This window comes from Shewanella psychromarinicola (genome assembly GCF_003855155.1).
Taxonomy (GTDB): Bacteria; Pseudomonadota; Gammaproteobacteria; order Enterobacterales; family Shewanellaceae; genus Shewanella; species Shewanella psychromarinicola.
On record NZ_CP034073.1, the window covers coordinates 4,050,948 to 4,075,615 of the forward strand.

Genomic DNA, 24,668 nt, shown 5'->3' on the forward strand with positions numbered 1-24,668 from the left:
TATTAATATTACCCGTAAAAAAACAGAAGTTTTGCCGGTGGTTAAACGTCTCAGCCCTGCAGTTTTTTAATGGCTTCGACTAAATAATCTCGTGAGCAACCGAAGTTCAAGCGAAAACAGTCTTTATCACCAAAATCTCTGCCCGCTGATGGACCAACACCTTTGGCTTCACACCAGGCTTGCGTATCGGTGACTTGCAAACCGCTGGCATCAACCCACAGCAAAAAAGTAGCCGCGGGTGAGATTGCTTTTAAACCTTCAATTTTGTTGATTTCAGTCACCAAATAATCGCGATTTTCAGTTAAATACGCCACTTGTTGTTGATGCCACTCATCGCAATGCCTGAAAGCTGCATTAGTAGCGGTAAGGCCTGTAACGGTTACCGATGGTAATCTGCCGCGGGCAGCATGGTTGAAGTCTGCTCTTAATTTTTCGTTTGGAATAATAGCGAAAGACGTACCTAATCCAGCAATATTGAAGGTTTTACTGGCGGCCATTAATGTCACTGAAGACTCAGCCAACTCTGGGTGCGCACTGGCCGGTAGATGTGGCACGTCATCTAAAATTAAATCGCAGTGTATTTCATCCGAGCACAGCATAACGCCATGTTTTCTGCATATTGCTGCAATTGTGTCTAACTCGTCTTGGTTTAAAACTGAGCCGAGCGGATTCATCGGATTACACATAATAAATAAGCTGGCTTTAGGATCCGCGGCAGCCGCTTCTAAGGCATTAAAATCGAGTGTCCAGCGACCTTCCACTTCTATCGAGCCGATACAAGTTCGGTTGAGATGATTAATTGCAGGTGCTGCCAATATCGGAGGATAATTGGGTGTTTGTACGATAATCGTATCCCCTGCTTGGCAATATGCTTGAATAGCCACATTAAATGCGGGCACCACACCCGGAGTCCACACTAGCCAACTAGGATCAATCTTCCAGTTATACTGACGTTGACACCACGCCACAACAGCCTCACTGGCATCGGTATCGTGAGCCGATAAGGTATAACCAAATAAGCCGTCATCAATGCGCTGATGTAAAGCAGATAAAATAGGCTCAGCACAGCGAAACTCAGTATCAGCAATCCACATAGGCAGTATATCGGTACCTTTGTATTTTTCCCATTTATGGGCTTTTGACGATGTGCGGTCTGGTTTATCGCTGAAGTTCATTGCGGGTCCTTTGATCGTTAATTTAGCAGTCTGCAGTAAATAGCCGATTTAGCCTGTTACTATTAACCTTTGGTTTAGGTTAAAACACAAGTCAACATAACCCAAGTACTTGTGGGAATAAAAATGCCCCCCCTTTTTATTCGCCCATTTTATTCGGTATACAAGTGATAACGCTAACGATGACACTCATGGTTAATTTTTATTGGATATTAATCTTGAGGAAGGATAGCTTGCTTTTATAAAGAGGAACTCTTGGGTTTAAAGTCCCAGAATACATAGCCAGCCATTTTTTGAAGTAGCAACATAACCCCTTTCTATTGGAGTTGCGATCACCTTTTATCATTTTCTCAACGAGCAAATTCAACAGGCTGATTTAACCAATGAGCACTCAATTGGCCAATCCATCAGTAATATGGTCGATTTAACACAGCAGAAAAGCTTGATATCAATCAAGCCTAAAAGCACAGAGCAACCGTTCTGTGCTACTTGCTAATATTCTCGTTTTATACAAAGGCATTAAAAAAAGATCGTTTATTAACTATCAAACAACCCCTATCGGCTTAAAATTGGAAATCAGCGCTGTACAGCAATCGATGTTATTTGATTAGGGAATGATGAAGTTTATTACCTAAAACCCCCCCTGAAAGTAAAAATACCAGGTAAATCCAACCGGATAGTGAAAGATTGGCAATAGGTGTGAATAAGGCGCCGACATTACAGCCGTTAGCAAAACGAGTACCGAAGCCCATCAGTAACCCCCCTAAAGCAAAAAGAGCAAATTGTTTCGCAGAATGATTGATTTTAAATGAGAATGAAAATTTACCCATCAGCAGCACCGCGATTAATGTCCCCACTATAAGAGCAAAATTCTGCACTGAAATACTATGCTCGAAAAACGGGGTAGTAAACAAACCGGCTGGTCGAGAAGTAAAGTCAGCAATATCATTTGCGCTCATGCCAAACACCATTAACACTTTACCAAACCAAATACCGAAGGGTGTTGATGCCCCCCATCCTGCACCCGTTGAGACCATCATAATACCGAAGATCAAGGATATCACTAGCGCCGCCGTTTTCATTTCCCATAGATTACCAATCCATCTATGGTAGGTTTCAACACTGAATAAAGTAAAGTGCTGCTGAGTGTGTTTTGGGTGCATTTCTTGACGTACAGTTTCAGCGTCAACACCTAAGAATGACCCTTTCGCATGACGGTAATTTTGATATTTTTTAGCGAAAATAACCACGATCAAAGCAAAAGCGATGCTCACTAGAATTGAAATAAAATAGCCGTTCAAAGGCCCCCAGGTAAACAGATCCGGCAGGTATACCCCTTTGCCAGCAAAACTACTGGAAGAGAATGATGTGGTTGTGATCCATGTTTGTGTCGCCTGCAATGGAAAACCAAAAAACACCCCGGCACCAAAAAAGAATAAGGTCGTCAAAGCACGCGGAATATCGCTCACCAATTCAACCATCACGCCCGTCGCACAGCAGCTTGAAAGGCTCATTCCAGCACCAAACATGACTCCCCCCAACACTAAGCCCAGGTTGATAGGATTAACCCATAAATTATAGCTGCCGGGGTTGGCATTCAGCAGTAAACCCGCATTAATAATGGCGGTAATAACGAACATAAACATTAATGTCTGCAGCAATTGCGTCGAACCACGGCGATACGCACGGTTAACACTACCGGCAAAACCTATAGACCCCTTTGTTAAGACAAAACCAAGGCTCAAACCGAACAATAAACGCAAAAATAGTGATGAACTGTCAAGGAAGACGGCTCCTAAAAGAAGAGAAGCGATGGCGATGACAATACCAAATGAAGCTTGTTTTTTATCCATGGTGATAATCCAGAAGAAATGAAAAGTAGGCATTCATACACTGCGGATTTTTTGAGTTGGTATGAAATGAAGCGCGGATTATTCTCTTACCGTGGATATATGTCCAACCCTTCTTTATAACTTATTGGTCTAAATTCATCGGTATCTTTATATTGGACAAAAAACCGGCTGCAACAAATCAATAATGGATAATTGAGATTTATTCAATGTGCTGTTTTTTTAATAAAAAATGCCCGTAAAGCGTAACCCTACGGGCTTAATGAAACATTATGAGTTTCTATGAAATAATCAGATGATGGTGACATCATTCCGCCCATATGAAGGACAAGATATTGATACTTAATGTTATAATTAACCTGTAAAATCAAGATACCCCGCTTTATACCCCTACTTATTCTCAGTAGTGCATAAAAAAACACTCTAAGATGTAAACGCCCCCTAAGTAGGTGGGAAACAAAAAGCAAGTCGCTATCCCAGTGGCACATTATCTGTAATAGCCAATATTCGCTCTATCAATCAGTGTCCAATATCGACACCATATATGACCATGTTAATTGCAGAGTTTGTTGAACTTAGCCGATGCCTAACTAAATTAATACATGGCATTGATACAATGAGATATTTAAAAGTAAAGTCGATTGAGCATCAATCATTCAACCTGTTGTAGTCTCATTTAACTCTGAGCTTCGATAGGAGAATTTTTGAAGCAGCAGTAAATTTACTAAAGCCATCTTCATTTTTTGTAAAGCTGCCGTATTTATCATGACTGCCAGAGCCTTTTCTTGCTTCGCCATATTTAGCGTAGGCAAATACAATTTCCTTTGATGCCAGCTCCCCTAAAGATGCTCTAAGACGAGTTACATCTCTATCCGTTATTCCATGCTCAAAAATGCCAGCTTCAAGCTTATCCAACTGAACTATTAGAACTTCTCTAACCGGAGAAATTGCATGATTAAACTCTTTGCGTTTATCTCGACCTAGAGATAATCGATGCCCAAGAACTAAGCCAACAAAAAGGCCAAGTAAACCAGTAAAAGCTTCTAGCACAGTGCCTCCAAGAACATAACGCGTATTATTAAAAATTCCGCTAAATACCCTTATGTATTTTTCAGAACTATCATCGCTATACAGCTTTAATTATTAATATTTTTAGTACGTTATCAGGTTAGTTATATTGAATCAATCAACTTTAAATTAGGGCAAAAACTAGAAATGAAACTATTCTAAATGAAACTATGCCACCCATTTTTTGAACAAATAACATAACTCGTTTTTATGGCTTTGGCGAGGGTTACGCTCGATGTACTCAACTCATCAATTTCAATCAACATGGCTAAAACATTAGCGTTAAATTAGTGGTTTATTCATCATTTGCAGAATTCGGCACAGCAGAAAAAATTGATAGTAGTCAAGTGTAAGGTGAATTGTTATTTGAGGGGGTATTATTACTTAAGCGCACAGCCAGCGCTGACAGTTGCAGCGCCTTGTCGTCGTTTTCGGTCTAAATGTTCACAGTATTCGGTTAAGGCGGGTAATGCTCCAACAGCACCTTTAAATAATACACCAAATTCAGTTGTGATTTTAAGCCAATTCTCTGCGGGAATGTTTAATCTATTCAGTATGTCCTGGCTGCTTGAGCTAATGGCGCCCCGCTTATCTTCTCGAATTATCCGACCGGTATCTTCAACCAGTACAATGTAGTCTTTGACGCTGAACATGAGCCCGTTAGGCATATTGAGTCTTTCATTACCCACAAACGGTATTAGTTCTGTTGGTTGCTCGCCATTCATTGCTGAATTTATTCGACGTTGAATACTGGTGTAATCTGAGGTTTCTGGGGTTGCGGCCATCATGGCACGAATTGGATTCAAATCAACATAGGCCATACAGGCTAGTGCTGCGGTTTCATCAAGTAGCGCTTGAGACTTAAAGCGTCCTTCCCAGAAGCGGCCTGAGCACTTATCTTCTTTGTTGGCCATTCTGGCGATTGGCTCACTCAGTGAACGCATAAACCAACTGATATCAATTAAGCGCCTACGGTATTCGGTAATGCATTCATTAACCGTTTGAAGTTCAAATTGGTTAAGGTCTTCCTCTTTAAGGTATTTGTGCGTGAGCAACGTGCCCTTAAAGCCTTTGTGCCACTGAATTAACACTTCTTTATCTGACCAGCATTTCGCTTTGTCTGCATCAACCTTTAACACCACATGTAAATGATTACTCATCACGGCATAAGCACAGATATCAATGGCAAAGATGGTCGCTAACTCAAGGATACGTGAATCGACCCACTCACGTCGATGCTCGAAATTCTCACCCGTTGAGTTATCAACCCCACATAAAAATGCCTTACGCACCACTCGTGAACAGCAGTGATAGTAAGGCGTATCTTCTAGGCTAATGATTGTCTGCCTTGGTCTGGCCATCTTTAATTACCATTTTCAAAGGGTAAATAAAGCGTAGTTAAGTGTTTGCTATTTGGCCAGTTGAAGTGGATGGCTATGTTAATTCTCAATCAACATGGCTAAAACATTAGCGTTATATGATCGATTTATCAGTCATCTACGCAATTCAGCACAGCAGAAAATCACGATATCAATCAAGGATAAGGAGAATTGTGGTTTTTGAGGAATTAATGCTTAAGCGCACAGCCAATGCTGGCATTTTGCAGCGCCTTATCTTTGTCGATTTTACTTTTGTCTTGGATTTTGTGGAGGGATAGCTTGCTTGTAATAAAGAGGAACCCGTGGGTTCAAAGTCCTATCTTTCGCCCAATAAAAAGGCCCGCTATAAATAGCGAGCCTTTTTATTTGAATGTGGCGGAGGGATAGGGATTTGAACCCAGACTCTCAAATTAAATAGTTAAAATAGTCGTTTAAATTCATTTGGTTGCAGAATTTTATATCTTCAAACCCTGCAATTGCTAACTAAGATTGACTTTATTCCTGAAGTTGAAAAAAGTCAATAATTATGAACTGATTTCATTAGGTTCAGATTTCACTGTTAAGCCCGCGACTTTATAAATATCAGGGTAGTAAAACCACTTCTAGCGGTAAATTAGCGCATCAAAAGCAACGATAAGAGTGAGAATGTTGTACAGAAAACTAAGGCCCAAAAGCCTTCGGTGAGCAGAGTATTATCTTGACACACCGGGAGCGTCCATATATGGCCATGTTATTCTTCTTATTCATCACAAAACTCTATAAAGATATAGGTAGCCATTCTCAACTCTGATAAATGCGTCGGATTTACTCAACTCGCTACTGAGGTCTTGACTAACATTCCCTGAAAGTTTGAATCTTGTGAATGAGTTGGCTTCGCATTTATTGAGTACGTCATTTAACTTGTTTAGTGCCTTTACGTAGGCTTTAGGCTCCCCTTCAAGAATGATGACACCTTCTATTTCTGGTGAGTGCTGAAGGTCAACAGCTAAAGGCAGAGTTGTTGCCTCAGAAGATTTTGCCGCAAAACGTTCTAAATCAACTTTACAATTCAATGTCATAAGCGCTGCTGACTTTATCGTCTCGGACTGAGCCTCGCGACACCCAAAAACAGACATAATTGTAATTAGAATAGCTATAAATTTCATATAAACCTCAACACGTTGTAATCGTATGAGCGCATACTACAGCGCCCTTATGGAGTTGATTGTCCAGTTTGAACTTCCCAGTGCGTCTTGGATTTGAATAGCGAGTTTGTCGGTTACCTATCGGCACAACCCTCGGAGTTAAGATGCGCTGACCAGCACTTCCATTTGCATCCGCAAAAATCAAGACTCTTTCAGTAACCTGAAATTTTTGAGAAACAATTTTATCTCTTATATATTCATTAAACATTTTACTGTTCAAAAACTTAGCAGACATATCGTGAGGCCCGTCCCTCCATGGTTTTTTGCTGTTCCATGGCAATCCTGGTGGGGAGTCGGAACTCGTATCGGTCAGAATACCAACATATGCATATTCTTCGCTTTCGTGTGTATGAGATCTAATTTCTGTTTTTCCGCTTTCGATTTTGCAATAGTTACCATTATCACAAATAGATGGGTCGTAATCTTGCTCTTGTAATCCTAAATCAGAAGGAGAGCAAGCACTACCGAAGCAGGCTGTTTCAGTACCATTTAACCCTGAACTATCTACATTAGTACCACTATCTCCTTTATGCAGGTTAACTGCCCCAGACACCTTACCAACTTGCGCGGTACCGCCACCATTACCGTCAAATGATATAGAAAAGTTCTTCTCGCCATTTGAAACTGAAGTTAATTTATAAGTTTCCCCATCAGCTGTCACATAGAGATTCCCACTTTCATCTTTCTCAAGCTTCTCAAACGCCTTACCTGATATAACCTCGTCTAATTCTTCAGATCTATACCCTGTTGGGTCAACCCCACTCATCGGGTTATTCAAAATATACGAATACGGGTTAGCGCTCTGGCTATTCTCTGGGAACTGCAAAAACGGGTCAACACTTAAAAAACGGCCGACGTTAAAATCGTATATCCGCCCGTTCATATGAATAAGCTCTTGATCAATCAAATGCTCATGGTCTGTGTAGCCCTTAGTGACACCTTGCCAGCTAGTACCAGATAATAACGAATTGCCTGATGCAATGTCTCTTGGGCGACCAAATACATCATAACCACGGTGTTGTAATACGGCACCGGTTTTGGCATCCATCAAGGTATCAACACTACCTAAGTGGTCGCGCAGAACATGCTGGAACGGTGATTGATTACCTAAGCTGCCCACATGGGCTTTCATCTTAATGGTGTGGTCACCAATGTAGGTTTTATCTACCGTACCGCTTAGGGTCACTTCACGCTCAAAACTGCCCACATAATACGTGGTCGATACCACACTACCGCTTTGCTGTTTAACCTGTTTATAGCGGTTACCATTCGCATTACGGGCAAAAAAGATGCCACCCATTTCTTGAATAAATAACATAACTCGTTTTCATGGCTTTGGCGAGGGTTACGCTCGATGTACTCAACTCACCAACTTTAATCAATATGGTTAAAAATTATCGTTAAATTAGTGCTTTATTCTTCTTTTGAAGAATTCGACACAGCAGAAAATCTTGATAGCAATCAAGTATAAGAAGAATTGTAATTTGATTGGGGATTATGACTTAAGCGCACAGCCAGCGTTGACAGTTTGCAGCGCCTTGTCGTCGTTTTCGGTCTAAATGCTCACAATATTCGGTTAAGGCAGGTAATGCTCCGACAGCTCCTTTAAATAATGTGCCGAACTCTGTGGTGATTTTAAGCCAATTCTCTGCTGGGATGTTGAGTCTATTCAGTATGTCCTGACTGCTTGAGCTAATGGCACCACGTTTATCTTCTCGAATAATCCGACCAGTATCTTCAACTAAGACGATGTAGTCTTTTACACTGAACATGAGCCCGTTAGGCATATTGAGTCGCTCATTACCCACAAACGGTAATAACTCAGGTGGTTGCTCGCCTTTCATTGCTGAATTTATACGGCGCTGAATACTGGTGTAATCTGAGGTTTCAGGTGTGGCGGCCATCTTCGCTCTAACAGGGTTTAAATCAACGTAGGCCATACAGGCTAATACTGCGGCTTCATCAAGCAGAGCTTGAGATTTGAAACGACCTTCCCAGAATCTACCTGTACACTTATCTTCTTTGTTGGCCATTCTGGCGATGGGCTCACTGAGTGAACGCATAAACCAACTGATATCAATTAAGCGTTTACGGTATTCGGTAATACATTCATTAACCGTTTGAGCTTCAAACTGGTTAAGGTCTTCCTCTTTTAGGTATTTGTGCGTGAGTAACGTGCCTTTAAAGCCTTTGTGCCACTGTATAAGCACTTCTTTATCTGACCACTGCTTTGCTTTGTCAGCATCGACTTTTATAACCACATGTAAGTGATTACTCATCACGGCATAAGCACAGATATCAATAGCAAAGATGGTCGCCAGCTCAAGAATGCGCGCATCTACCCACTCACGCCGATATTCAAAATTATCACCAGTGGCATTATCAATTCCACATAGAAATGCCTTACGTACCACACGAGAACAGCAGTGATAGTAAGGCGTATCTTCGTAAGCGGTCAATTAAGCGGTGGAGCCCGATATCATCAAGCTTTTAGATCGGCATGCCAAGGTAATAAATCACTTAAATCAGCAAATTTATCCCGTTGTGGCAGTTCCGTGAAAAGTTTTTGGAAGTAAAAGTACGGGTTAATATCGTTGGCACGGCAAGTCATCACCAAGCTATAAAGTGCAGCACTGGCTTTTGCACCATTTACCGATTGGCAGAACATCCAGTTTTTCCGCCCCGTCGTAAACGGCCTGATATCGCGTTCAGTGACATTATTATCAATGCCTAATTCACCTGATTCAAGGTAACGCCTCAGTTTTTCCCACTGATTCAATGTGTACTTGATTGCTACCCCAATTTTACTTTTGGGCAGGACTGTTTTCTCGCTTTTTTCTAACCATTCATGCAACGATGTTAAGATTGGCTCAGCCTTTTCCTGCCGGAGTGATTTTCGCTTATCGGGCGGTAATGTTTTTGCCCGCTTTTCTATTGCATACAGTTTTTGAATATAATTGATACCGACTGTTGCTTTGCCGGTTTTCTTCGGTTGCACCGCTAAGGCATCGTGGAATTTGCGTCTGGCGTGTGCCCAGCACCCGACTGGCATTATTCCTTCTATATTGTCGTAAACACTGTAACCATCACATTGTAAATATCCGGCATAATCTGCTAGAAATGCTTCTGGACAACTGCGTGCACGACTCGGTTGATAATCATAAATAACAACAGGGTTATCGCTAAATTCATTGCTGCGATAGACCCACATATAGGATTTAGTTGCTGCTTTTCTATCTGGTTCATCCAATACTTGCACCGTTGTTTCATCTGCGCACAGCGTTGATTGAGCGAGTAGATTAGCTTTCATCGCAGCAATTAACGGCCTAACTAATTCGGCACTGGCTATGCACCAATTGGCCAGTGTAGCGCGGCTAATATTTAAACCGCCACGGGCAAATATGTCGGTTAACCGATAAAGCGGTAGGGCATCACAGTATTTGGCGGTCACCACAGCCGCAAGCGCTTCAGGGCTGGCGATACTCTGGGGGATCGGCTGTGCAGGCTTAGGCGCGGTAATGACAGAGGTACTGGTTGATGTTGTTTCACATTCACGGCAAGCATACTTGGTTTGCCTGTGCTTAATGACGCTGATCTTCTCTGGAATAATGTTGACTTGTTCGCTTTCTTGCACACCGCATTCACGCATCATATGACCACAGCAATCGCACATAGGGCTGTCAAGAGTATAAGATCTTTCTTCACGTTCAAGGTGCTCAGGTAATCGTTTTCGACCCGTTTTACCTTGTTGTTTATTTTCATTTTTATTTGTGGATTGATCCTGCTCAGCTTCATTGAATGTGCCTTTCGGCATTTTCTCACTGCGTTGACCAAACTGCTTATTGCGGTTGAGTTGCAATTGTTCCAAAGCGATATTAAGGCGGTTTTCCAAGTCTTTATTTTTAGCATTGAGCACCTGATTTTCATGCTGCAACATTGCCAGCATTTTTTTTAGTTGTTCAATATTATCAGGCTGTTCAGTTGTCATTAATTAGCGTTCAAGACCAATAGATAGCGCTAGTTTGCCTGCTGTATTTGATCATGCAACCGCTATTTAGCGATCCAGTGATGATCACCTCACTGTCAGGCCATTTAAGGGTTTATGCCCATGGGATACTTCTAACGATAAGCCTGATAGTAACCAATTTAGCTGATGCTGGTTGATTGTCAGCGCGTCTTGTTCGTCGTTAGCGCCAGGCCACTTAAAGCGACCTTTTTCTAGCCGCCGATAGTAAAGCCAAAAACCATTAGTATCCCAAAATAAAATCTTAATTTTGTCCCGGTCGCGATTACAAAAAATAAACCAGGCTTGATTCAACGGATCCATTTCCAATACATCACTGACGATTAAAGATAAGCCATCAATGGCTTTACGCATGTCGGTATGGCCGGTAACAAGATAGATCTGCTTATGTGGTGTCATGCTGATAGCACGCGTAAAAATTGTTGTAATTTGCTTGGCGCTAATGAGGCTGGAAAAGAAAACAGATAGCCGTTGGGCAATGCCAGCGTGAGTGGCTGGTCAGGTTTAATTTCAGGAAAAATCAGCGGCACCACTTTTTGCTTAGTTGATGACGAATGCGGGTTAAGTTTTTTAGTCCACGCATAAAATGTAGATAGGGTTAAGTCATTGGTTTTACAAAATTCAGCTTTGGTTAATTTACTTTCAGTTTGCTGCTGAAAAATGCGTTGCCAGTATTGTATTTTATCGTTTTTTGACATGATTGTTTTCCTAGATTTAGTTAGGAAATAATCATGTCACATTTGAAGATTATTGGTATGTGCGGTTAATTGAGCGCTTACGTATCTTCTAGGCTAACGATAGTTTGTCTTGGTCTGGCCATCTTCTATTACCATTTGAAAAGGGTAATAAAGCCTAGTTCAGTGTTGAATATTTAGCCAGTTAGAATGGGTGGCCATGTTATTGTTCTATTTACAGGAGCAGGTGTATCTTCAAGGCTAACGATTGTCTGTCTTGGTCTGGCCATCCTTAATTACCGTTTGGAAAGGGTAAATAAAGCGTAGTTGAGCGCTCAATATTTAGCCAATAATCTTGGGTGTCTTAATTATTCACCAATATGACTAATTAATGAACACTCATGCGGTTGCCCTGGTATTATCTTGACTCACCGGGAGCGTCCATATATGGCCATGTTATTTGTTGGTCGTCTTAATTATTTTCAGTTAATGGATTAACCCTTAATCTTGATAATTTACTTATATTACCGAAAACCCCACTCTTTGAAGGTTTTTTCTGGCTATAAATACCAATTACTTGAACAGCCTTTTGATTAAGACTTTCTTTAGCAAAGTCAAATGCTTCTTTATCTACAACAACCTTTATTCTATCAAAAGAATTCTTATTCCCTCGGCTAATATCAACTGGATATAAATAGACTGAGTATTTACCACCATCAAAGTCACCCCAAACTTCTAACCATCCTTGAATCTGTATTTTTTTGCCATCCAAAACAGTCTCATTCGCAGCCAAAGTGTAGAAATTGACATCTTCATAATCAATTTCCTTTGTTGCTAACGTGTTGTTTGAAAAAATAATAAAATATACACATATTGAAAAAGACAACAATTTCATTATTAGCATTTTGTTCCACATATATTGACCTCAGCACCCTTAGAATATTTTTGTAAAACATATGATTTGAGTAAATAATTGTTTGCTCTGGACAAATACGCTGCTCTTGAATCACTCTGGTCTGCCCAGTCTGTATCAGCACCTATAGTAAAAGGTGCCGGATCAGGTCCGTGAGAATGCCATCTTCCAGATATATTTAATTTGGGATTGTTAACTGAACCTGATAAATCTACTTGATTTCTCATATGAGAGGTCACATCAATACCTAAATAATACTTATCAACAAGCTCTTCTCCCGTCCAATAGGAGTTCTTAAATATTTCAGCTCCAATTTCTGTGTCGTAATATATTGCTAATGAATTTACATTATTATGGTACCACACCCAAAAAAGATGCCACCCATTTCTTGAATCACACCAAAAAAAAACGATGCCACCCATTTTTGAAAACAAAAAAAACGATGCGACCCATTTTTGAACAAATAACATAACTCGTTTTCATAGCTTTGGCGAGGGTTACGATAGACGTGCTCAACTCACCTATTTCTATCGATATAACTAAAATATTATCGTTAAATTAGTGGTTTATTCATCATTTGCAGAATTCAGCACAGCAGAAAATCTTGATATCAATCAAGTATAAGGAAGATGGTAGTTTTTCAAGAATTAATGCTTAAGCGCACAGCCAGCGCTGACAATTTGCAGCGCCTTGTCGTCGTTTTCGCTCTAAATGCTCACAGTATTCGGTTAAGGCAGGTAATGCCCCAACGGCACCTTTAAATAATGCACCAAATTCAGTGGTGATTTTAAGCCAATTCTCTGCGGGGATGTTGAGTCTATTCAGTATGTCCTGACTGCTTGAGCCAATGGCACCACGTTTATCTTCTCGAATAATCCGACCGGTATCTTCAACCAATACTATGTAGTCTTTCACGCTGAACATGAGCCCGTTAGGCATATTGAGTCGCTCATTACCCACAAACGGTAATAACTCAGGTGGTTGCTCACCTTTCATTGCTGAATTGATACGGCGCTGAATACTGGTGTAATCTGAGGTTTCAGGGGTTGCAGCCATTTTGGCTCTAACAGGGTTTAAATCAACATAGGCCATACAGGCTAAAACTGCGGCTTCATCAAGCAAAGCCTGAGATTTAAACCTGCCTTCCCAGAATCTGCCTGTGCACTTATCTTCTTTATTGGCCATTCTGGCGATGGGCTCACTGAGTGAGCGTATAAACCAACTGATATCAATTAAGCGTTTACGGTATTCGGTAATGCATTCATTAACCGTTTGAAGTTCAAACTGGTTAAGGTCTTCCTCTTTAAGGTATTTGTGCGTGAGTAATGTACCTTTAAAGCCCTTGTGCCATTGAATTAGCACTTCTTTATCTGACCACTTTTTTGCTTTGTCAGCATCGACTTTTATAACCACATGTAAGTGATTACTCATCACGGCATAAGCACAAATATCAATGGCAAAGATGGTCGCTAACTCTAGAATGCGTGAATCAACCCACTCACGCCGATGCTCAAAGTTATCACCAGTAGATTTATCGATTCCACACAAAAAAGCCTTACGCACCACACGAGAACAGCAGTGGTAGTAAGGCGGTGTTTTTCAAGGTAGTTGGCACTCTTTACTTAAATTTTAAGCTGCATTTCTTGTTTCTGTTTCAGACTTCTTATCTGGGTTCAGTGTGACTTCACCTACAGCGTCACAATTCCTTATACCGTTTGGCCAGCGTTTAGGATTTCTTGACCTCGCTTCCTCTAGCACTATCTTACGCTTAGATAAAATAGTCCTGTCTTGCATCGCATGACGCTCACTCGGTGACACAAAATTGAGCTTGCTGTGTTTATGCTTAGTATTGTACCAAGTCACAAATACTTCTACCCATTCTCGTGCTTCGGTGATGCTTTTAAAGCCAGAGCTAGGCCATTCTGGCCGATACTTTAATGTTCTAAACAGCGACTCGGAGTAAGGGTTATCGTTACTGACACTCGGGCGGCTTAATGACGCGGTAACGCCTAACTCTTCAAGCTTGGCTTTCATTGTTAACGACTTCATCGGAGCACCATTATCTGAGTGCAATACCAGTGGCTTCTTAAAGCATTGCTCACGCAGCATATTGCGTTGCATTAACTCGGCCGCTAGCTCACCACATTCACGTTCATGGACTTCATAACCCACAACCTTACGGCTATAAATATCCTCAAACATATATAGATAATAAAAGCGTCCTTTGATGACCGAAGCTAAATAAGTGATATCCCAAGACCACACTTTGTTCGGCCCATCTGCAACATAAGCATCTGGTTTACTTCTTTTTGTTATGCTTTGGCTTCGTCCACGTCGATTTAATTGAGCATTGGCTTTTAACACTCGGTAAAAACTCGACTCTGAAGCGATATAGACCCCTTCATCAAGCAGCGTCGGCACGATTTGTGAGGGAGGTAGACTCGCAAACCTTGCCTCATTCGAGGTTGCCAGTATCAGCTTTTCCTCGTCATCACTAAGCTTGTTGGCTGGCTCCTGTCTTACCGCCGAGGGCCTTAAATCAGCTTGTACTTTTCCTGCTCGATACCAGCGCCGATACGTCCGCTTACTTAGCTCTGCTTCAGCGCAAGCCTTGTAAAGACGTGCACCGTGGGCATACGCTTCTTGTATTAAATTCACCAATGTTATGCGCTTAGGCAAAGGCGTTAACTCTCCTCGTTGTCGTCCTCCCAAAGCGCATTGAGCTTTTTTCTAAGCACCAGTAAAGCCGCTGTTTCTGCTAACGCCTTCTCTTTGTAGCGTAGCTCTCGTTGCAGGGATTTGATTTCTGCTTTGTCTGATTTGGCTTGCTGCTTAATCGTTTTGGCTTGAACTTCACTTGTCGTAAAGCCCCCTAAACAATCTTGTTTCCACTGCTGAACTTGTTCTCGAAACAAACCATTTTCTCGGCAATATTGGCTTACTTCAGCTTCAGACATTGGCGCTGTTTCAATGAGAACGGCAAACTTAGCTTCGGCCGACCAATCATTACTGGTCAATTTTTTACCTGGCACTGGGCGACCCTCTTTTTTAGCTTTATCGCGCCAATGATACAGGGTTTGGTAGGCGATCCCTTCACTACGTGCCACTTCCATGACGGTCATATTGTGGGGAGGCAATAACTTCTTTAAAACTGCTTCTTTACGTTCAGATGAATATCGTGCCATTGAGCTCTCATTGACCGCCCCCTCTATTTAATTATTGGATGATTTTAAGGGGTGACAACAATCCTGACACAGGGGGACCTTCACATCTTTACCATAACGGCTATATGTGATGTTGGGATTAGCGTGTCCGACGATTTGCGCCACGATATGCTCGCTGATATCCAGTTGCTTCATTTCATCGATAAACGTGTGTCTGAAGCCATATGACGTGGGACGCTGGTTAGCTTGCATGCCGATTTCAGTTTGAAGTTTGGCGAGCTGTTTACAGTAGGTTTTTGACCAATCTTCAATGATGCCAACAGGTTTATAGTCAAACAGCTGGGTATGAGTTGATTTTCTTTGCTCAACAAACGCAATGAAGCCTAGCTCAAGCAAGTATTTGTGAATGGGCACATAACGTTTGGCATTGAGGTTCTTTAATCGTTGCCCTGCGCCGCTGTCATCAACCCTAATGCAGTCAACTCCATCTACTTGCTTGATATCACTAGATAACAGCTGGCAAGCTTCAGATGGCCTTAAGCCGCCATAGAGCATCATGAGTGTGACCCACTTAAAATCAGCTGTTGAGTCATTGAATGCTGTCGAGCGGATTAATCTTTTTAGCTCAGGTGCTGTCCAGCGATTGCGGCCTTGATTGGGTTTTGCCTTAGGCTTTTGACCGACTGTGACGCTTTCAAAAGGGTTGAGACTGCTGTAGTTCATTAACTGGCACCATTTAAAAAACTGGAATACAGCAGCTAGGTATTCTTTATTGCTTTTGTAGCTTCGGCCTTGAGTCAGTAAAGTATCGCGATAGGTCATCGCATCAGCACTGGTGATATCGTGCACACATTTAACATCAGTTTTAAGCTTGGTTTTAAGAATGGATTTTGAAGATACGGTATCAATAAAATGCCGAGTACGCTGCTCAAGCTGCTTGATAGAGAGCGGCCTGATGGCTGATTTTTGTTTTGAGATAATAAATGCGCTTAATGCTTCGATTAACCCAATTACAGGCTTTGCTTGCGCCACAGCGGTAGTTTCACGATGCTGAGACAATTTAGTCTCTCTATTGGGGATAGCATGAGGTTTTTGCGTGATGTTGAACGTGATATCCGTTTCATTACCATCAAACTGAGCTCTGAGATGGTTAATGACCTCATCAACGTAGCGAATAAAGTCATTTATACGGGTTTGATGGTCAATAGACTTGATGATTTTTTTGAGTGCTCCGGCAACATCAATGTTACGGATGACCGCTTCTGCTCTGTCACGAGTCAGTAAGGAGACTTTTACGTCAAAGGGAAAGCCCTTGTCGCGTAAATATTTGGCTAAACAGATGCGCGTGAAGTATACGTTGTTGGGTGCTCGATAAAGATACATTGTCTGAGTCAATCCTTATGGAGAGCCGCTCAAACGCCAAAAACAAAAAAAGCCGTTGATAATCAACGGCTTTTCTCGTATTTAATGTGGCGGAGGGATAGGGATTTGAACCCTAGAACGGGATAAACCGTTGCCGGTTTTCAAGACCGGTGCATTCGACCACTCTGCCATCCCTCCGAGCGGGCGAATAATATGATAATGACCCTTTGGTGTAAAGGGTAAATTGCAAATAACCCGTTAAGTGTCTATTAAACACACAAATTAACTTATCATCTGCTGTTCGGTGATTCAAAATGTATTGCGCAGCTAATATTACTCAATGGTATTGACTCACTCAACACCAAAAGCACGCGACTGCGCTATCGGCTATTAAGCTGCGAATATAACAATGGGCTAAGCGAAAACATGATTAAACAGCCGATAACGGCAACTTTGCTTGATTTGATTAGGGTTAATGTTTACCTTTACTGCTAGTAATTTTGCCAATGCCAAGGATAGCGAGATGCTTTCAGAACAAGCATTCGAGATGATAGATATCGTGGCCCGTGTGGGTAGTTTTACCGCCGCAGCCAATAAATTGAATAAAGTGCCGTCTGCGGTGAGTTATGCAATTAAACAAATTGAAGATGACTTAGGGGTAATATTGTTTGAGCGTCGCCATCGCAGTGTCAGTTTGACGCCCGCTGGTGAACATTTTGTGGCCCAGTCGCGTGACATTATGACCAAGCTTAATAATATTAAACGTGATACACAAAAAGTGGCTAATGGCTGGCGCCCTTCGTTATCTATTGCGATTGACAATATGGTGCGTGCTGACAAAATCAGTGGCTTAATTGCTGATTTTTATCGCCACTTTACCGACATAGAATTGATTATCCGCTTAGAAGTCTATAATGGAGTGTGGGAGGCTTTGTCCAGCGGCAAAAGCGATATCGCCATTGGTGCAACGTCAAGCATTCCTGTTGGTGGTACATTTAAGTCCCGCCATATGGGGATGATTGAGTGGTCTTTTTTAGTCGGTAAAAACCACCCTTTAGCTATCGCAGAGCATGCATTAACCGATGAAGAGTTATTGCAATATCCGTCAATTTGCCTGCAAGATACCGCCCATAATATTGCCCATCGACCTAATTGGTTGCTGAATAATCAGCGCAGAATTGTGGTACCTGATTGGATCAGAGCGATTAATTGTTTTAGAGAAGGCTTAGGCGTGGGATATATGCCATACCATTTGGCCGATATCTTTATTAAAGCCGGCGCGCTCATAGAAAAACAACTCGCCACACCAAAGCAAGACACAGCCTGCTGTTTAGCCTGGAATAATGCCAACATGAGCCCAGCAATGCAGTGGGTATTAGATCACCTAGGTGATACCGAAAAACTAAAAAAAGAATGGCTTAGTTAATCCTGTTACGCCAAATATGTTTTTTGTAATAGCATTACTTATCAAACCGTATATGTTAAATTAGCAACTATTAAGATGATGTTAGTTATGAATTAATTTTGGTTTAATATACATTGCTTACGCTATACAAATAGATTTAGCTTCAGAGTGAGAAATATTTTTTCTCGTAGAGCGAATCATTGAGTTAACACCTGGAGACGATAATGAATCAACAATCAGTTATATCACCCAGTCTATCGACTACTGATGTCAATAAACTGTTAAAAAACACCTACATGCTTCTGGCGATGACATTAGCATTCTCTGCTGTCACTGCTGGTTTTGCCATGGCGATAAACCTTGGCCCAATGATGTCAATAGGCTTATCGCTTGGTAGCTTGGTATTGTTATTTGTAACACTCAAAAAAGCTGACAGTTCTGCAGGTATTTTTTGGGTGTTTGCTTTTACGGGTATGCAAGGTGCTTCACTAGGTTACATTCTTAATCATTATGCCGGAATGGCAAATGGTCCTGGCTTAATTATGCAGGCACTAGGCTTAACCTCTATCATTTTCGTGTCGCTTTCGGCATATGCGTTAACCACGAAGAAAGACTTTTCATTTATGCGCGGCTTCTTATTTGCGGGTTTATTAGTGATGATCGGTGCGATGGTCATTAATATATTCGTCGGTAGCTCAATATTATTTATGGCAATGAACGCAGGTATTGCGTTGCTAATGACCGGTTTCATTCTTTATGACACCAGTCGTATCGTGAATGGCGGCGAAACAAACTACGTTCGGGCGACTATTTCATTGTACTTAGATTTTTTGAACTTGTTCATAAGCCTACTACATTTAATGGGTATTGGCAGCGACGACTAATCGTCGATAGAGTTCACTAGCAAATTACGTTAAAATGACCCTACATTAGGGTCATTTTTTTTATCATGAGCAAATTCATCATTCAAGTAAATGGAAGCGTTTATGGCTCTACGGCCAGCTTTCGTGCATTAGCATTTTGCCAAAGCGCATTAGCCAATGGCCATCAAATCATTAATGTCTTTTTCTATCAAGATGGCGTAACTAACAGTAATGCCCTCACCTGTCCTGCTTCTGACGAAATTGATATGCATTCCAATTGGCAATCATTGTCATTAAAACATACGATACCGCTGACCAATTGTGTCTCTGCAGCTCTGCGGCGTGGCGTATTATCGCAACAAGATGCGACGGAAAATGGTAAACCACAATGGAATAGCAGCGACGCATTTACCATGGGCGGTTTAGGTGAATTAGTGGTGGGTATTGAGCAAGCAGATAGATTAATTAGTTTTTAAGGTATTAGTGGAATAGACAATGAAATCACTGGTGATTATTTTTAGGCATGCCCCTTTTGGCACCACAAGTACCCGTGAAGGGTTAGATTTTGCCATGCTCAGCGCAAGCTTTGAGCAACAAGTGAGTCTGGTATTTACCAATGAAGCGGTATTACATTTACTGGCAGGCCAAACCCCCGAACAAGCAGGCTCTAAAGATTATGTGTCGGCGTTTAAAGCGCTTTCTCTTTACGATATTGATACCGTATTGGTTTGTGCTGAATCAATGACCACATTAGGAGTACACCCCAATGACTTTAGTATTGCGGCCACAGTGGCAACTCCAGAGGTGATCACCAAAACCCTGCAAGCGGCTGATGAGGTGTTAGTATTTTGATATTACATCATATCCAAACATCAACAATGAGTGACGATGCCTTAAATACTTGCTTGCGGTATATTCACCCTACTGACAGTATTTTATTGTCTAGCGATGCGGTGAATTGTTTGTTACAAACCCAGTGGCAACAACGTTTAGCAAACATTAAGCTGTTTGTGCTGCAAGATGATCTTGTAGCAAGAGGCTTATTTGAACGCTTGATGATGTTAGCGAATAAGACTGCAAGCTCTTTTGATATTATTGATTATTCACAATTTGTTGAACAATCTTTGTTACACGATAAGGTCATCACGTGGTAAATTTTTTTGAATTTAATGGTCAGCAAATTGAAACCGATCATCAAGGCTATTTAAACAACATCAATGACTGGCAAGAATCCATGGCTGTTGTTATTGCTGCCACTGAGAATATTGAGTTGACCGAACAACACTGGGAAGTGATCCGTTTTGTACGTGATTTTTATCTTGAGTACAAAACCAGTCCAGCCATTCGAGTATTAGTTAAAGCTATTGGCCAACGTTTAGGCGCGGATAAAGGTAACTCTAAATATTTGTATACCTTGTTCCCGATTGGTCCCGCAAAACAAGCAACAAAAATTGCCGGTTTGCCAAAACCGGCAAAATGTTTATAGCAGAAAAGGCTTACAAAAAAGCCCGCTTAAGTCATCTTAAGCGGGCTTTTTAAATGGCTAACCTTAACTGAGGTTATTTTGGAAATATATTTTCTATCACTATAAATACTGCTTGAGCTAGTTCAACAATTACCAACAAAATAAAAAAGAAGATAACTGATAAATAGATAAGCCTACGATTATCACGCCGACTTGAACCCATTGCTGGTTGTACCAACCCTTATAAATATGTGACCAACTCAAACTGAGTGACACAATTTCCAATACAATGTAGGAGTAAAATATGTGCTGCGATACAGTAACGCCGTTAACTCGGTTTACGGATTGCGGGGTCACTCAACGCGCAAAAACATACAGGTCTTTTTAGAAGATGAATGTCTAAGCTCTATCTTGTACAAGACTAATGATTAAAATCCTAGCCGCGCCTAAGATTGAGTACGGCTAGGGAAAAGTGATATTAACCAATCACGCTTAAGCCACCCATGTATGGACGTAATACTTCAGGTATTGTGATGGTGCCATCTTGATTTTGATAGTTTTCAAGCACGGCCACTAACGTACGACCAACCGCCAAACCTGAGCCATTTAAGGTGTGCAATAAAGCCGGTTTGTTATCGACTTTGCTACGGTACCTGGCTTGCATTCTACGGGCTTGGAAATCTTTCATGTTCGAGCAAGATGAAATTTCACGGTAAGTATTTTGCGCCGGTAACCAGACTTCAATATCAAAGGTTTTGCTTGAACTAAAGCCCATATCACCAGTACATAACACCATGGTGCGGTACGGTAATGCTAGTAACTGTAATACTTTTTCAGCATTTGCGGTGATTTCGTCAAGCGCTTGCATTGAATTATCTGGATGAACAATTTGCACTAATTCTACTTTGTCGAATTGATGCTGACGGATTAATCCGCGGGTATCACGGCCGTAAGAGCCAGCTTCACTTCTGAAACATGAGGTTAATGCGGTCATTTTCATCGGCAGTTCACTTTCATCCACAATCATGTCGCGCACATAGTTGGTTAATGGCACTTCTGCAGTGGGGATAAGAGATAAACCTTGGCCTTCTTCTGTGGCCGGTTTAGTGTGGAATAAATCTTCACCAAATTTAGGTAACTGACCTGTACCTAATAAACTGTCTTCATTAACCAATAGCGGTACATATGTTTCGGTATAGCCGTGTTCAGTGGTGTGTAGGTCTAGCATAAACTGACCTAAAGCACGATTTAAACGGGCAATTTGGCCACGCATAATAATAAAACGTGAACCGGTAATTTTTACCGCACTTTTAAAATCTAATCCACCTAACGCTTCACCTAAATCAAGATGATCTTTGACTTCGAAATCGAATACTTTTGGGGTACCCCACCGGCGTACTTCTACATTGTCATTTTCATCAGCACCCACGGGAGCCGATTCGTCTGGCAAATTTGGCATGCTCATGGCGATGCTATTGATCTGTTGCAACAACTCAGCAAGCTCAGCCTTCTTTGCATCTAACTGCGCACCTAAATCACCCACTTGCGCCATAATGGAACTGGTGTCTTCGCCGCGCGCTTTAGCTTGACCAATCGACTTCGATATCGCATTACGCGAGGCTTGTAAGTCTTCGGTAGCCACTTGAAGCGATTTACGCTTTTCTTCAAGCTTGGTCAAATTATCGACTTCAAGAATAAAGCCACGAGTGGCTAAACGCTCGGCGGTGATGTCCAGTTCATTACGCAAAAATTTTGGATCTAGCATGTTGTCAGTTCTTTTTAGTTAAACGCGAGAAAATATAAGTTGTTGACCTAAATACACCATAAATAGACATAAGGAGACATTCAACAACACATTTAAAATAGCTTTATGCCATAAGCCTTCTTGCAGCAGCAGTAAGGTTTCATTCGAGAAAGTCGAAAACGTCGTTAACGCGCCCAATAGGCCAATGCCAATAAGCGCTTTAATTTCAGGGCTAATATGACTTAATTGCCCCATCGCATAAACGGCGCCCATTAAAAACGATCCCAATAGATTGACTAACAGTGTACCAAAAGGAAAACTGCTTCCAAATAGCTGGATCATAAAAATTGACAGAAGATAGCGTAAAACTGCACCAATTGACCCACCTAGTGCCACCAAGAACACATTAGTCATAGCGTTTGTCCTCGCTTTGTTGATCAAGTTGGTTTAACTGCGCTAATTTATCTTGAATGCGTTTTTCAAAACCTCTATTAGTAGGCTGATAAAATTGGCTATGTTGCAATGATTCAGGAAAGTAATTCTCCCCAGCAGCATAAGCACCCGGTTCATTATGAGCATAACGGTATTCTTTGCCAAAGCCGATTTCTTTCATCAATTTGGTCGGGGCATTGCGAAGGTGGTTCGGCACAGGCTCGTGTCCAGTTTGCTTAGCTAACTCACGCGCAGCGTTAAATGCGCTATAAACAGCATTACTTTTAGGCGCACTAGCTAAATACAACACCGCCTGAGCAATGGCGCGGTCACCTTCAGCGGGCCCAATACGGTGGTAACAATCCCATGCATTAAGTGCAACGGTCATGGCGACAGGATCGGCGTTACCAATGTCTTCAGAAGCAATGGCTAATAAACGTCGTGCAACATACAAGGCATCGCCGCCACCTTCTAAAATGCGGCAATACCAATACAAAGCGGCATCGGGAGATGATCCTCGCACCGACTTATGCACTGCAGAAATTAAATCGTAAAATTGATCGCCATTTTTATCGTAACCCGCAGCTTGATGCCCCGCGACTTGAGTGAGCATGTCGGTGGTAAATGCGCCACCATCACTGACTAAATCACTCATTAGCTCAAGTAAATTAAGGGCTTTTCGTGCATCGCCATCACTAATGTCGGCTAATTGCTTGGCCACATCTGCAGGTAATGTTAACTGGCGTTTGCCCAAACCCCGTTCTTCATCGGTTAATGCTTGGGTAACAATCAAACTTATTTCGTCTGGTGTGAGACGATTAATCAGGTAAACCCGCGCCCGGGATAATAAGGCATTATTGATTTCAAATGAGGGGTTTTCGGTGGTGGCGCCAATAAAAATGACCGTACCGTCTTCAATAAAAGGTAAAAATGCATCTTGCTGGCTTTTATTAAACCGGTGGACTTCATCGACAAACAATAAGGTACGTTGACCGCGGCTTTGGGCGATAGCCTTGGCTTGCTCTATGGCGGCCCGGATATCCTTTACGCCCGATGTCACCGCAGAAATACGTTCAACATGGGCGTTGGCATAATGGGCAATTAACTCTGCTAAGGTGGTTTTGCCTGTACCAGGCGGCCCCCACAGTAGCATCGAATGAGCTCGGTTAGCCTCTAACGCCCTACGCAGAGGCTGACCTTCACCTAATAAATGTGCCTGACCAATATATTCGCTAATTTCCCTTGGACGCATACGAGCTGCCAAGGGGCGAAAGTCTGGGGAAAAATCAAAACCTAAATTAGCCATCAAATAACTTAGTTAGTTTGCTTTAAACGTTGATCGTCTATATCAACGTTATCGGGCACGGCAAACTCAAATATATTGGCTTCATCAGGTTTCACCGTGCGTTGCTGAGTCAATGCAAATTGGCTTAGATTACCTTGCTCGTCAGTTAAGTTAAATTTAACTAATTGACTCGCTTCAAAACACACACTTACGGCGACAACATTACTGTTGAGTTTTTTAGGTTGGATATCAAAACAACTTGCTTTAGCGTTAACGGCACGCTTGGTGACTGAATATTTAGCCCATGTGGCTTCATCTCGATGAACCAACAAGGCCATAGGTGATGCATCAACCGCTTGAGCAACATCCATTACTGTGACTTCTTCAGCAAAGGGATTATAAATCCACAAGTTAACACCATCGGCCACAATCAGTGAATCATCAGGCTCAGTTAAATGCCAGTAAAATTGATTAGGGTACGCAAGCGCAAACACGCCGCTTCCACTTTGGATTGGTTTATTGTTAATGTCGGTCACTTGCTGGGAAAATGTCGCATGCAAGCTATCAATATTAGATAGCTTTTCGCGTAATTGGGTTGCGTCATCTGCCATCGCGGCAAAGCAACTTAAGCTCGTTGTCAATAATAGGCTTAATACTATAAAACGTTTATTCATCATCATTCCT

24 protein-coding genes, 1 tRNA gene and 1 pseudogene are annotated in these 24,668 nt (G+C 41.7%); 6 read left to right on the forward strand and 20 right to left on the reverse strand.

The genetic code is table 11. The annotated features are described in order from the left end of the window. Positions 1-50: 50 nt before the first annotated feature. The 16 genes and pseudogenes from EGC80_RS17665 to EGC80_RS17740 all read right to left on the reverse strand — a co-directional run bounded on the left by EGC80_RS17665 (position 51) and on the right by EGC80_RS17740 (position 16,988). Positions 51-1,175: a MalY/PatB family protein gene (locus EGC80_RS17665; protein ID WP_124011607.1), complete on the reverse strand. Its 1,125-nt coding sequence runs from the start codon at positions 1,173-1,175 to the stop codon at positions 51-53. A gap of 596 nt (positions 1,176-1,771) precedes the next feature. After that, on the reverse strand, positions 1,772-3,025 hold the full coding sequence (locus EGC80_RS17670; RefSeq protein WP_124011608.1) for a YeeE/YedE family protein: 1,254 nt from the start codon (positions 3,023-3,025) through the stop codon (positions 1,772-1,774). Between the two features lie 669 nt (positions 3,026-3,694). Beyond that, a complete protein-coding gene (locus EGC80_RS17675) occupies positions 3,695-4,072 on the reverse strand; it encodes a hypothetical protein (protein ID WP_124011609.1) in 378 nt (125 codons plus the stop codon). A 402-nt stretch (positions 4,073-4,474) separates the two neighbouring features. Next, positions 4,475-5,451, reverse strand: a pseudogene (locus tag EGC80_RS17680) (transposase). A gap of 764 nt (positions 5,452-6,215) precedes the next feature. After that, complete coding sequence (locus tag EGC80_RS17685) at positions 6,216-6,614, reverse strand: hypothetical protein (protein WP_124011610.1); 399 nt, start codon at positions 6,612-6,614, stop codon at positions 6,216-6,218. 7 nt (positions 6,615-6,621) lie between these two features. Beyond that, positions 6,622-7,971, reverse strand: coding sequence for an RHS repeat domain-containing protein (locus EGC80_RS17690; RefSeq protein ID WP_124011611.1), 1,350 nt, complete (start codon positions 7,969-7,971; stop codon positions 6,622-6,624). A 184-nt stretch (positions 7,972-8,155) separates the two neighbouring features. After that, positions 8,156-9,112, reverse strand: coding sequence for a transposase (locus tag EGC80_RS17695; protein ID WP_124011612.1), 957 nt, complete (start codon positions 9,110-9,112; stop codon positions 8,156-8,158). Between the two features lie 23 nt (positions 9,113-9,135). Next, positions 9,136-10,641: an IS66 family transposase gene (tnpC, locus tag EGC80_RS17700; protein WP_124693501.1), complete on the reverse strand. Its 1,506-nt coding sequence runs from the start codon at positions 10,639-10,641 to the stop codon at positions 9,136-9,138. Between the two features lie 84 nt (positions 10,642-10,725). Continuing rightward, positions 10,726-11,076: an IS66 family insertion sequence element accessory protein TnpB gene (gene tnpB, locus EGC80_RS17705; protein ID WP_124693471.1), complete on the reverse strand. Its 351-nt coding sequence runs from the start codon at positions 11,074-11,076 to the stop codon at positions 10,726-10,728. Next, positions 11,073-11,375, reverse strand: a complete 303-nt coding sequence (gene tnpA / locus EGC80_RS17710; protein WP_124011565.1) for an IS66 family insertion sequence element accessory protein TnpA — start codon at positions 11,373-11,375, stop codon at positions 11,073-11,075. The genes tnpB and tnpA overlap by 4 nt, the downstream gene beginning before the upstream one ends. Before the next feature lie 448 nt (positions 11,376-11,823). Then, on the reverse strand, positions 11,824-12,267 hold the full coding sequence (locus EGC80_RS17715) for a hypothetical protein (protein ID WP_124011613.1): 444 nt from the start codon (positions 12,265-12,267) through the stop codon (positions 11,824-11,826). Continuing rightward, complete coding sequence (locus EGC80_RS17720; protein ID WP_124011614.1) at positions 12,249-12,734, reverse strand: hypothetical protein; 486 nt, start codon at positions 12,732-12,734, stop codon at positions 12,249-12,251. Before EGC80_RS17720 ends, EGC80_RS17715 begins: the two co-directional genes overlap by 19 nt. A 184-nt stretch (positions 12,735-12,918) precedes the next feature. Further along, the gene (locus tag EGC80_RS17725; protein ID WP_233768541.1) at positions 12,919-13,812 is read right to left on the reverse strand and encodes a transposase; all 894 of its coding nucleotides are present in this window, start codon (positions 13,810-13,812) and stop codon (positions 12,919-12,921) included. Between the two features lie 81 nt (positions 13,813-13,893). Further along, a protein-coding gene (locus tag EGC80_RS17730; protein WP_124011615.1) for an IS3 family transposase occupies positions 13,894-15,449 on the reverse strand; the annotation gives its coding sequence in 2 pieces (ribosomal slippage) (positions 13,894-14,996 and positions 14,996-15,449; 1,557 coding nt in all). Between the two features lie 27 nt (positions 15,450-15,476). After that, positions 15,477-16,811, reverse strand: a complete 1,335-nt coding sequence (locus tag EGC80_RS17735) for a site-specific integrase (protein ID WP_124011616.1) — start codon at positions 16,809-16,811, stop codon at positions 15,477-15,479. A gap of 87 nt (positions 16,812-16,898) precedes the next feature. Further along, positions 16,899-16,988 (reverse strand) — tRNA-Ser (locus EGC80_RS17740). A gap of 325 nt (positions 16,989-17,313) precedes the next feature. Here EGC80_RS17740 and punR point away from each other — a divergent pair. The 6 genes from punR (at position 17,314) to EGC80_RS17770 (ending at position 20,544) form a co-directional block, all read left to right on the forward strand. Continuing rightward, complete coding sequence (gene punR / locus EGC80_RS17745; protein WP_124011617.1) at positions 17,314-18,216, forward strand: DNA-binding transcriptional activator PunR; 903 nt, start codon at positions 17,314-17,316, stop codon at positions 18,214-18,216. Positions 18,217-18,419: 203 nt separating this feature from the next. After that, a complete protein-coding gene (locus EGC80_RS17750) occupies positions 18,420-19,079 on the forward strand; it encodes a Bax inhibitor-1/YccA family protein (protein ID WP_124011618.1) in 660 nt (219 codons plus the stop codon). A 65-nt stretch (positions 19,080-19,144) separates the two neighbouring features. After that, positions 19,145-19,534, forward strand: a complete 390-nt coding sequence (gene tusD / locus EGC80_RS17755; RefSeq protein ID WP_124011619.1) for a sulfurtransferase complex subunit TusD — start codon at positions 19,145-19,147, stop codon at positions 19,532-19,534. 19 nt (positions 19,535-19,553) lie between these two features. Beyond that, the gene (gene tusC / locus EGC80_RS17760; RefSeq protein WP_124011620.1) at positions 19,554-19,910 is read left to right on the forward strand and encodes a sulfurtransferase complex subunit TusC; all 357 of its coding nucleotides are present in this window, start codon (positions 19,554-19,556) and stop codon (positions 19,908-19,910) included. Continuing rightward, positions 19,907-20,212 carry a sulfurtransferase complex subunit TusB gene (tusB, locus tag EGC80_RS17765; RefSeq protein ID WP_124011621.1) on the forward strand — a complete coding sequence of 102 codons (306 nt, stop codon included), beginning with the start codon at positions 19,907-19,909 and terminating at the stop codon, positions 20,210-20,212. The genes tusC and tusB overlap by 4 nt, the downstream gene beginning before the upstream one ends. Continuing rightward, on the forward strand, positions 20,206-20,544 hold the full coding sequence (locus tag EGC80_RS17770) for a TusE/DsrC/DsvC family sulfur relay protein (protein WP_124011622.1): 339 nt from the start codon (positions 20,206-20,208) through the stop codon (positions 20,542-20,544). Before tusB ends, EGC80_RS17770 begins: the two co-directional genes overlap by 7 nt. 457 nt (positions 20,545-21,001) lie before the next feature. Here EGC80_RS17770 and serS read toward each other — a convergent pair whose 3' ends face one another. From serS to lolA, 4 genes are read right to left on the reverse strand one after another with little or no spacing between them, the layout of a single operon-like run. Continuing rightward, positions 21,002-22,288: a serine--tRNA ligase gene (gene serS / locus EGC80_RS17775; RefSeq protein ID WP_124693502.1), complete on the reverse strand. Its 1,287-nt coding sequence runs from the start codon at positions 22,286-22,288 to the stop codon at positions 21,002-21,004. Positions 22,289-22,306: 18 nt separating this feature from the next. Then, positions 22,307-22,681, reverse strand: coding sequence for a fluoride efflux transporter CrcB (gene crcB, locus EGC80_RS17780; protein WP_101031882.1), 375 nt, complete (start codon positions 22,679-22,681; stop codon positions 22,307-22,309). Beyond that, positions 22,674-24,005, reverse strand: coding sequence for a replication-associated recombination protein A (locus tag EGC80_RS17785; protein WP_124011624.1), 1,332 nt, complete (start codon positions 24,003-24,005; stop codon positions 22,674-22,676). The genes crcB and EGC80_RS17785 overlap by 8 nt, the downstream gene beginning before the upstream one ends. An 8-nt stretch (positions 24,006-24,013) precedes the next feature. After that, positions 24,014-24,658: an outer membrane lipoprotein chaperone LolA gene (lolA, locus tag EGC80_RS17790; RefSeq protein ID WP_124011625.1), complete on the reverse strand. Its 645-nt coding sequence runs from the start codon at positions 24,656-24,658 to the stop codon at positions 24,014-24,016. Positions 24,659-24,668: the final 10 nt, after the last annotated feature.

What these genes read in the sequence shown, in the direction of transcription:
- punR (WP_124011617.1), top strand. Translation starts at nt 17,314, where the DNA reads ATGCTTTCAGAACAAGCATTCGAGATGATAGATATCGTGGCCCGTGTG.
- EGC80_RS17690 (WP_124011611.1), bottom strand. Translation starts at nt 7,971, where the DNA reads ATGTTATTTATTCAAGAAATGGGTGGCATCTTTTTTGCCCGTAATGCG.
- tusC (WP_124011620.1), top strand. Translation starts at nt 19,554, where the DNA reads ATGAAATCACTGGTGATTATTTTTAGGCATGCCCCTTTTGGCACCACA.
- tnpB (WP_124693471.1), bottom strand. Translation starts at nt 11,076, where the DNA reads ATGACACCACATAAGCAGATCTATCTTGTTACCGGCCATACCGACATG.
- EGC80_RS17665 (WP_124011607.1), bottom strand. Translation starts at nt 1,175, where the DNA reads ATGAACTTCAGCGATAAACCAGACCGCACATCGTCAAAAGCCCATAAA.
- EGC80_RS17715 (WP_124011613.1), bottom strand. Translation starts at nt 12,267, where the DNA reads ATGTGGAACAAAATGCTAATAATGAAATTGTTGTCTTTTTCAATATGT.
- serS (WP_124693502.1), bottom strand. Translation starts at nt 22,288, where the DNA reads ATGCTAGATCCAAAATTTTTGCGTAATGAACTGGACATCACCGCCGAG.
- EGC80_RS17735 (WP_124011616.1), bottom strand. Translation starts at nt 16,811, where the DNA reads ATGTATCTTTATCGAGCACCCAACAACGTATACTTCACGCGCATCTGT.
- lolA (WP_124011625.1), bottom strand. Translation starts at nt 24,658, where the DNA reads ATGAATAAACGTTTTATAGTATTAAGCCTATTATTGACAACGAGCTTA.
- EGC80_RS17750 (WP_124011618.1), top strand. Translation starts at nt 18,420, where the DNA reads ATGAATCAACAATCAGTTATATCACCCAGTCTATCGACTACTGATGTC.
- EGC80_RS17685 (WP_124011610.1), bottom strand. Translation starts at nt 6,614, where the DNA reads ATGAAATTTATAGCTATTCTAATTACAATTATGTCTGTTTTTGGGTGT.
- crcB (WP_101031882.1), bottom strand. Translation starts at nt 22,681, where the DNA reads ATGACTAATGTGTTCTTGGTGGCACTAGGTGGGTCAATTGGTGCAGTT.
- tnpA (WP_124011565.1), bottom strand. Translation starts at nt 11,375, where the DNA reads ATGTCAAAAAACGATAAAATACAATACTGGCAACGCATTTTTCAGCAG.
- tusD (WP_124011619.1), top strand. Translation starts at nt 19,145, where the DNA reads ATGAGCAAATTCATCATTCAAGTAAATGGAAGCGTTTATGGCTCTACG.
- tnpC (WP_124693501.1), bottom strand. Translation starts at nt 10,641, where the DNA reads ATGACAACTGAACAGCCTGATAATATTGAACAACTAAAAAAAATGCTG.
- EGC80_RS17670 (WP_124011608.1), bottom strand. Translation starts at nt 3,025, where the DNA reads ATGGATAAAAAACAAGCTTCATTTGGTATTGTCATCGCCATCGCTTCT.
- EGC80_RS17720 (WP_124011614.1), bottom strand. Translation starts at nt 12,734, where the DNA reads ATGTTATTTGTTCAAAAATGGGTCGCATCGTTTTTTTTGTTTTCAAAA.
- EGC80_RS17785 (WP_124011624.1), bottom strand. Translation starts at nt 24,005, where the DNA reads ATGGCTAATTTAGGTTTTGATTTTTCCCCAGACTTTCGCCCCTTGGCA.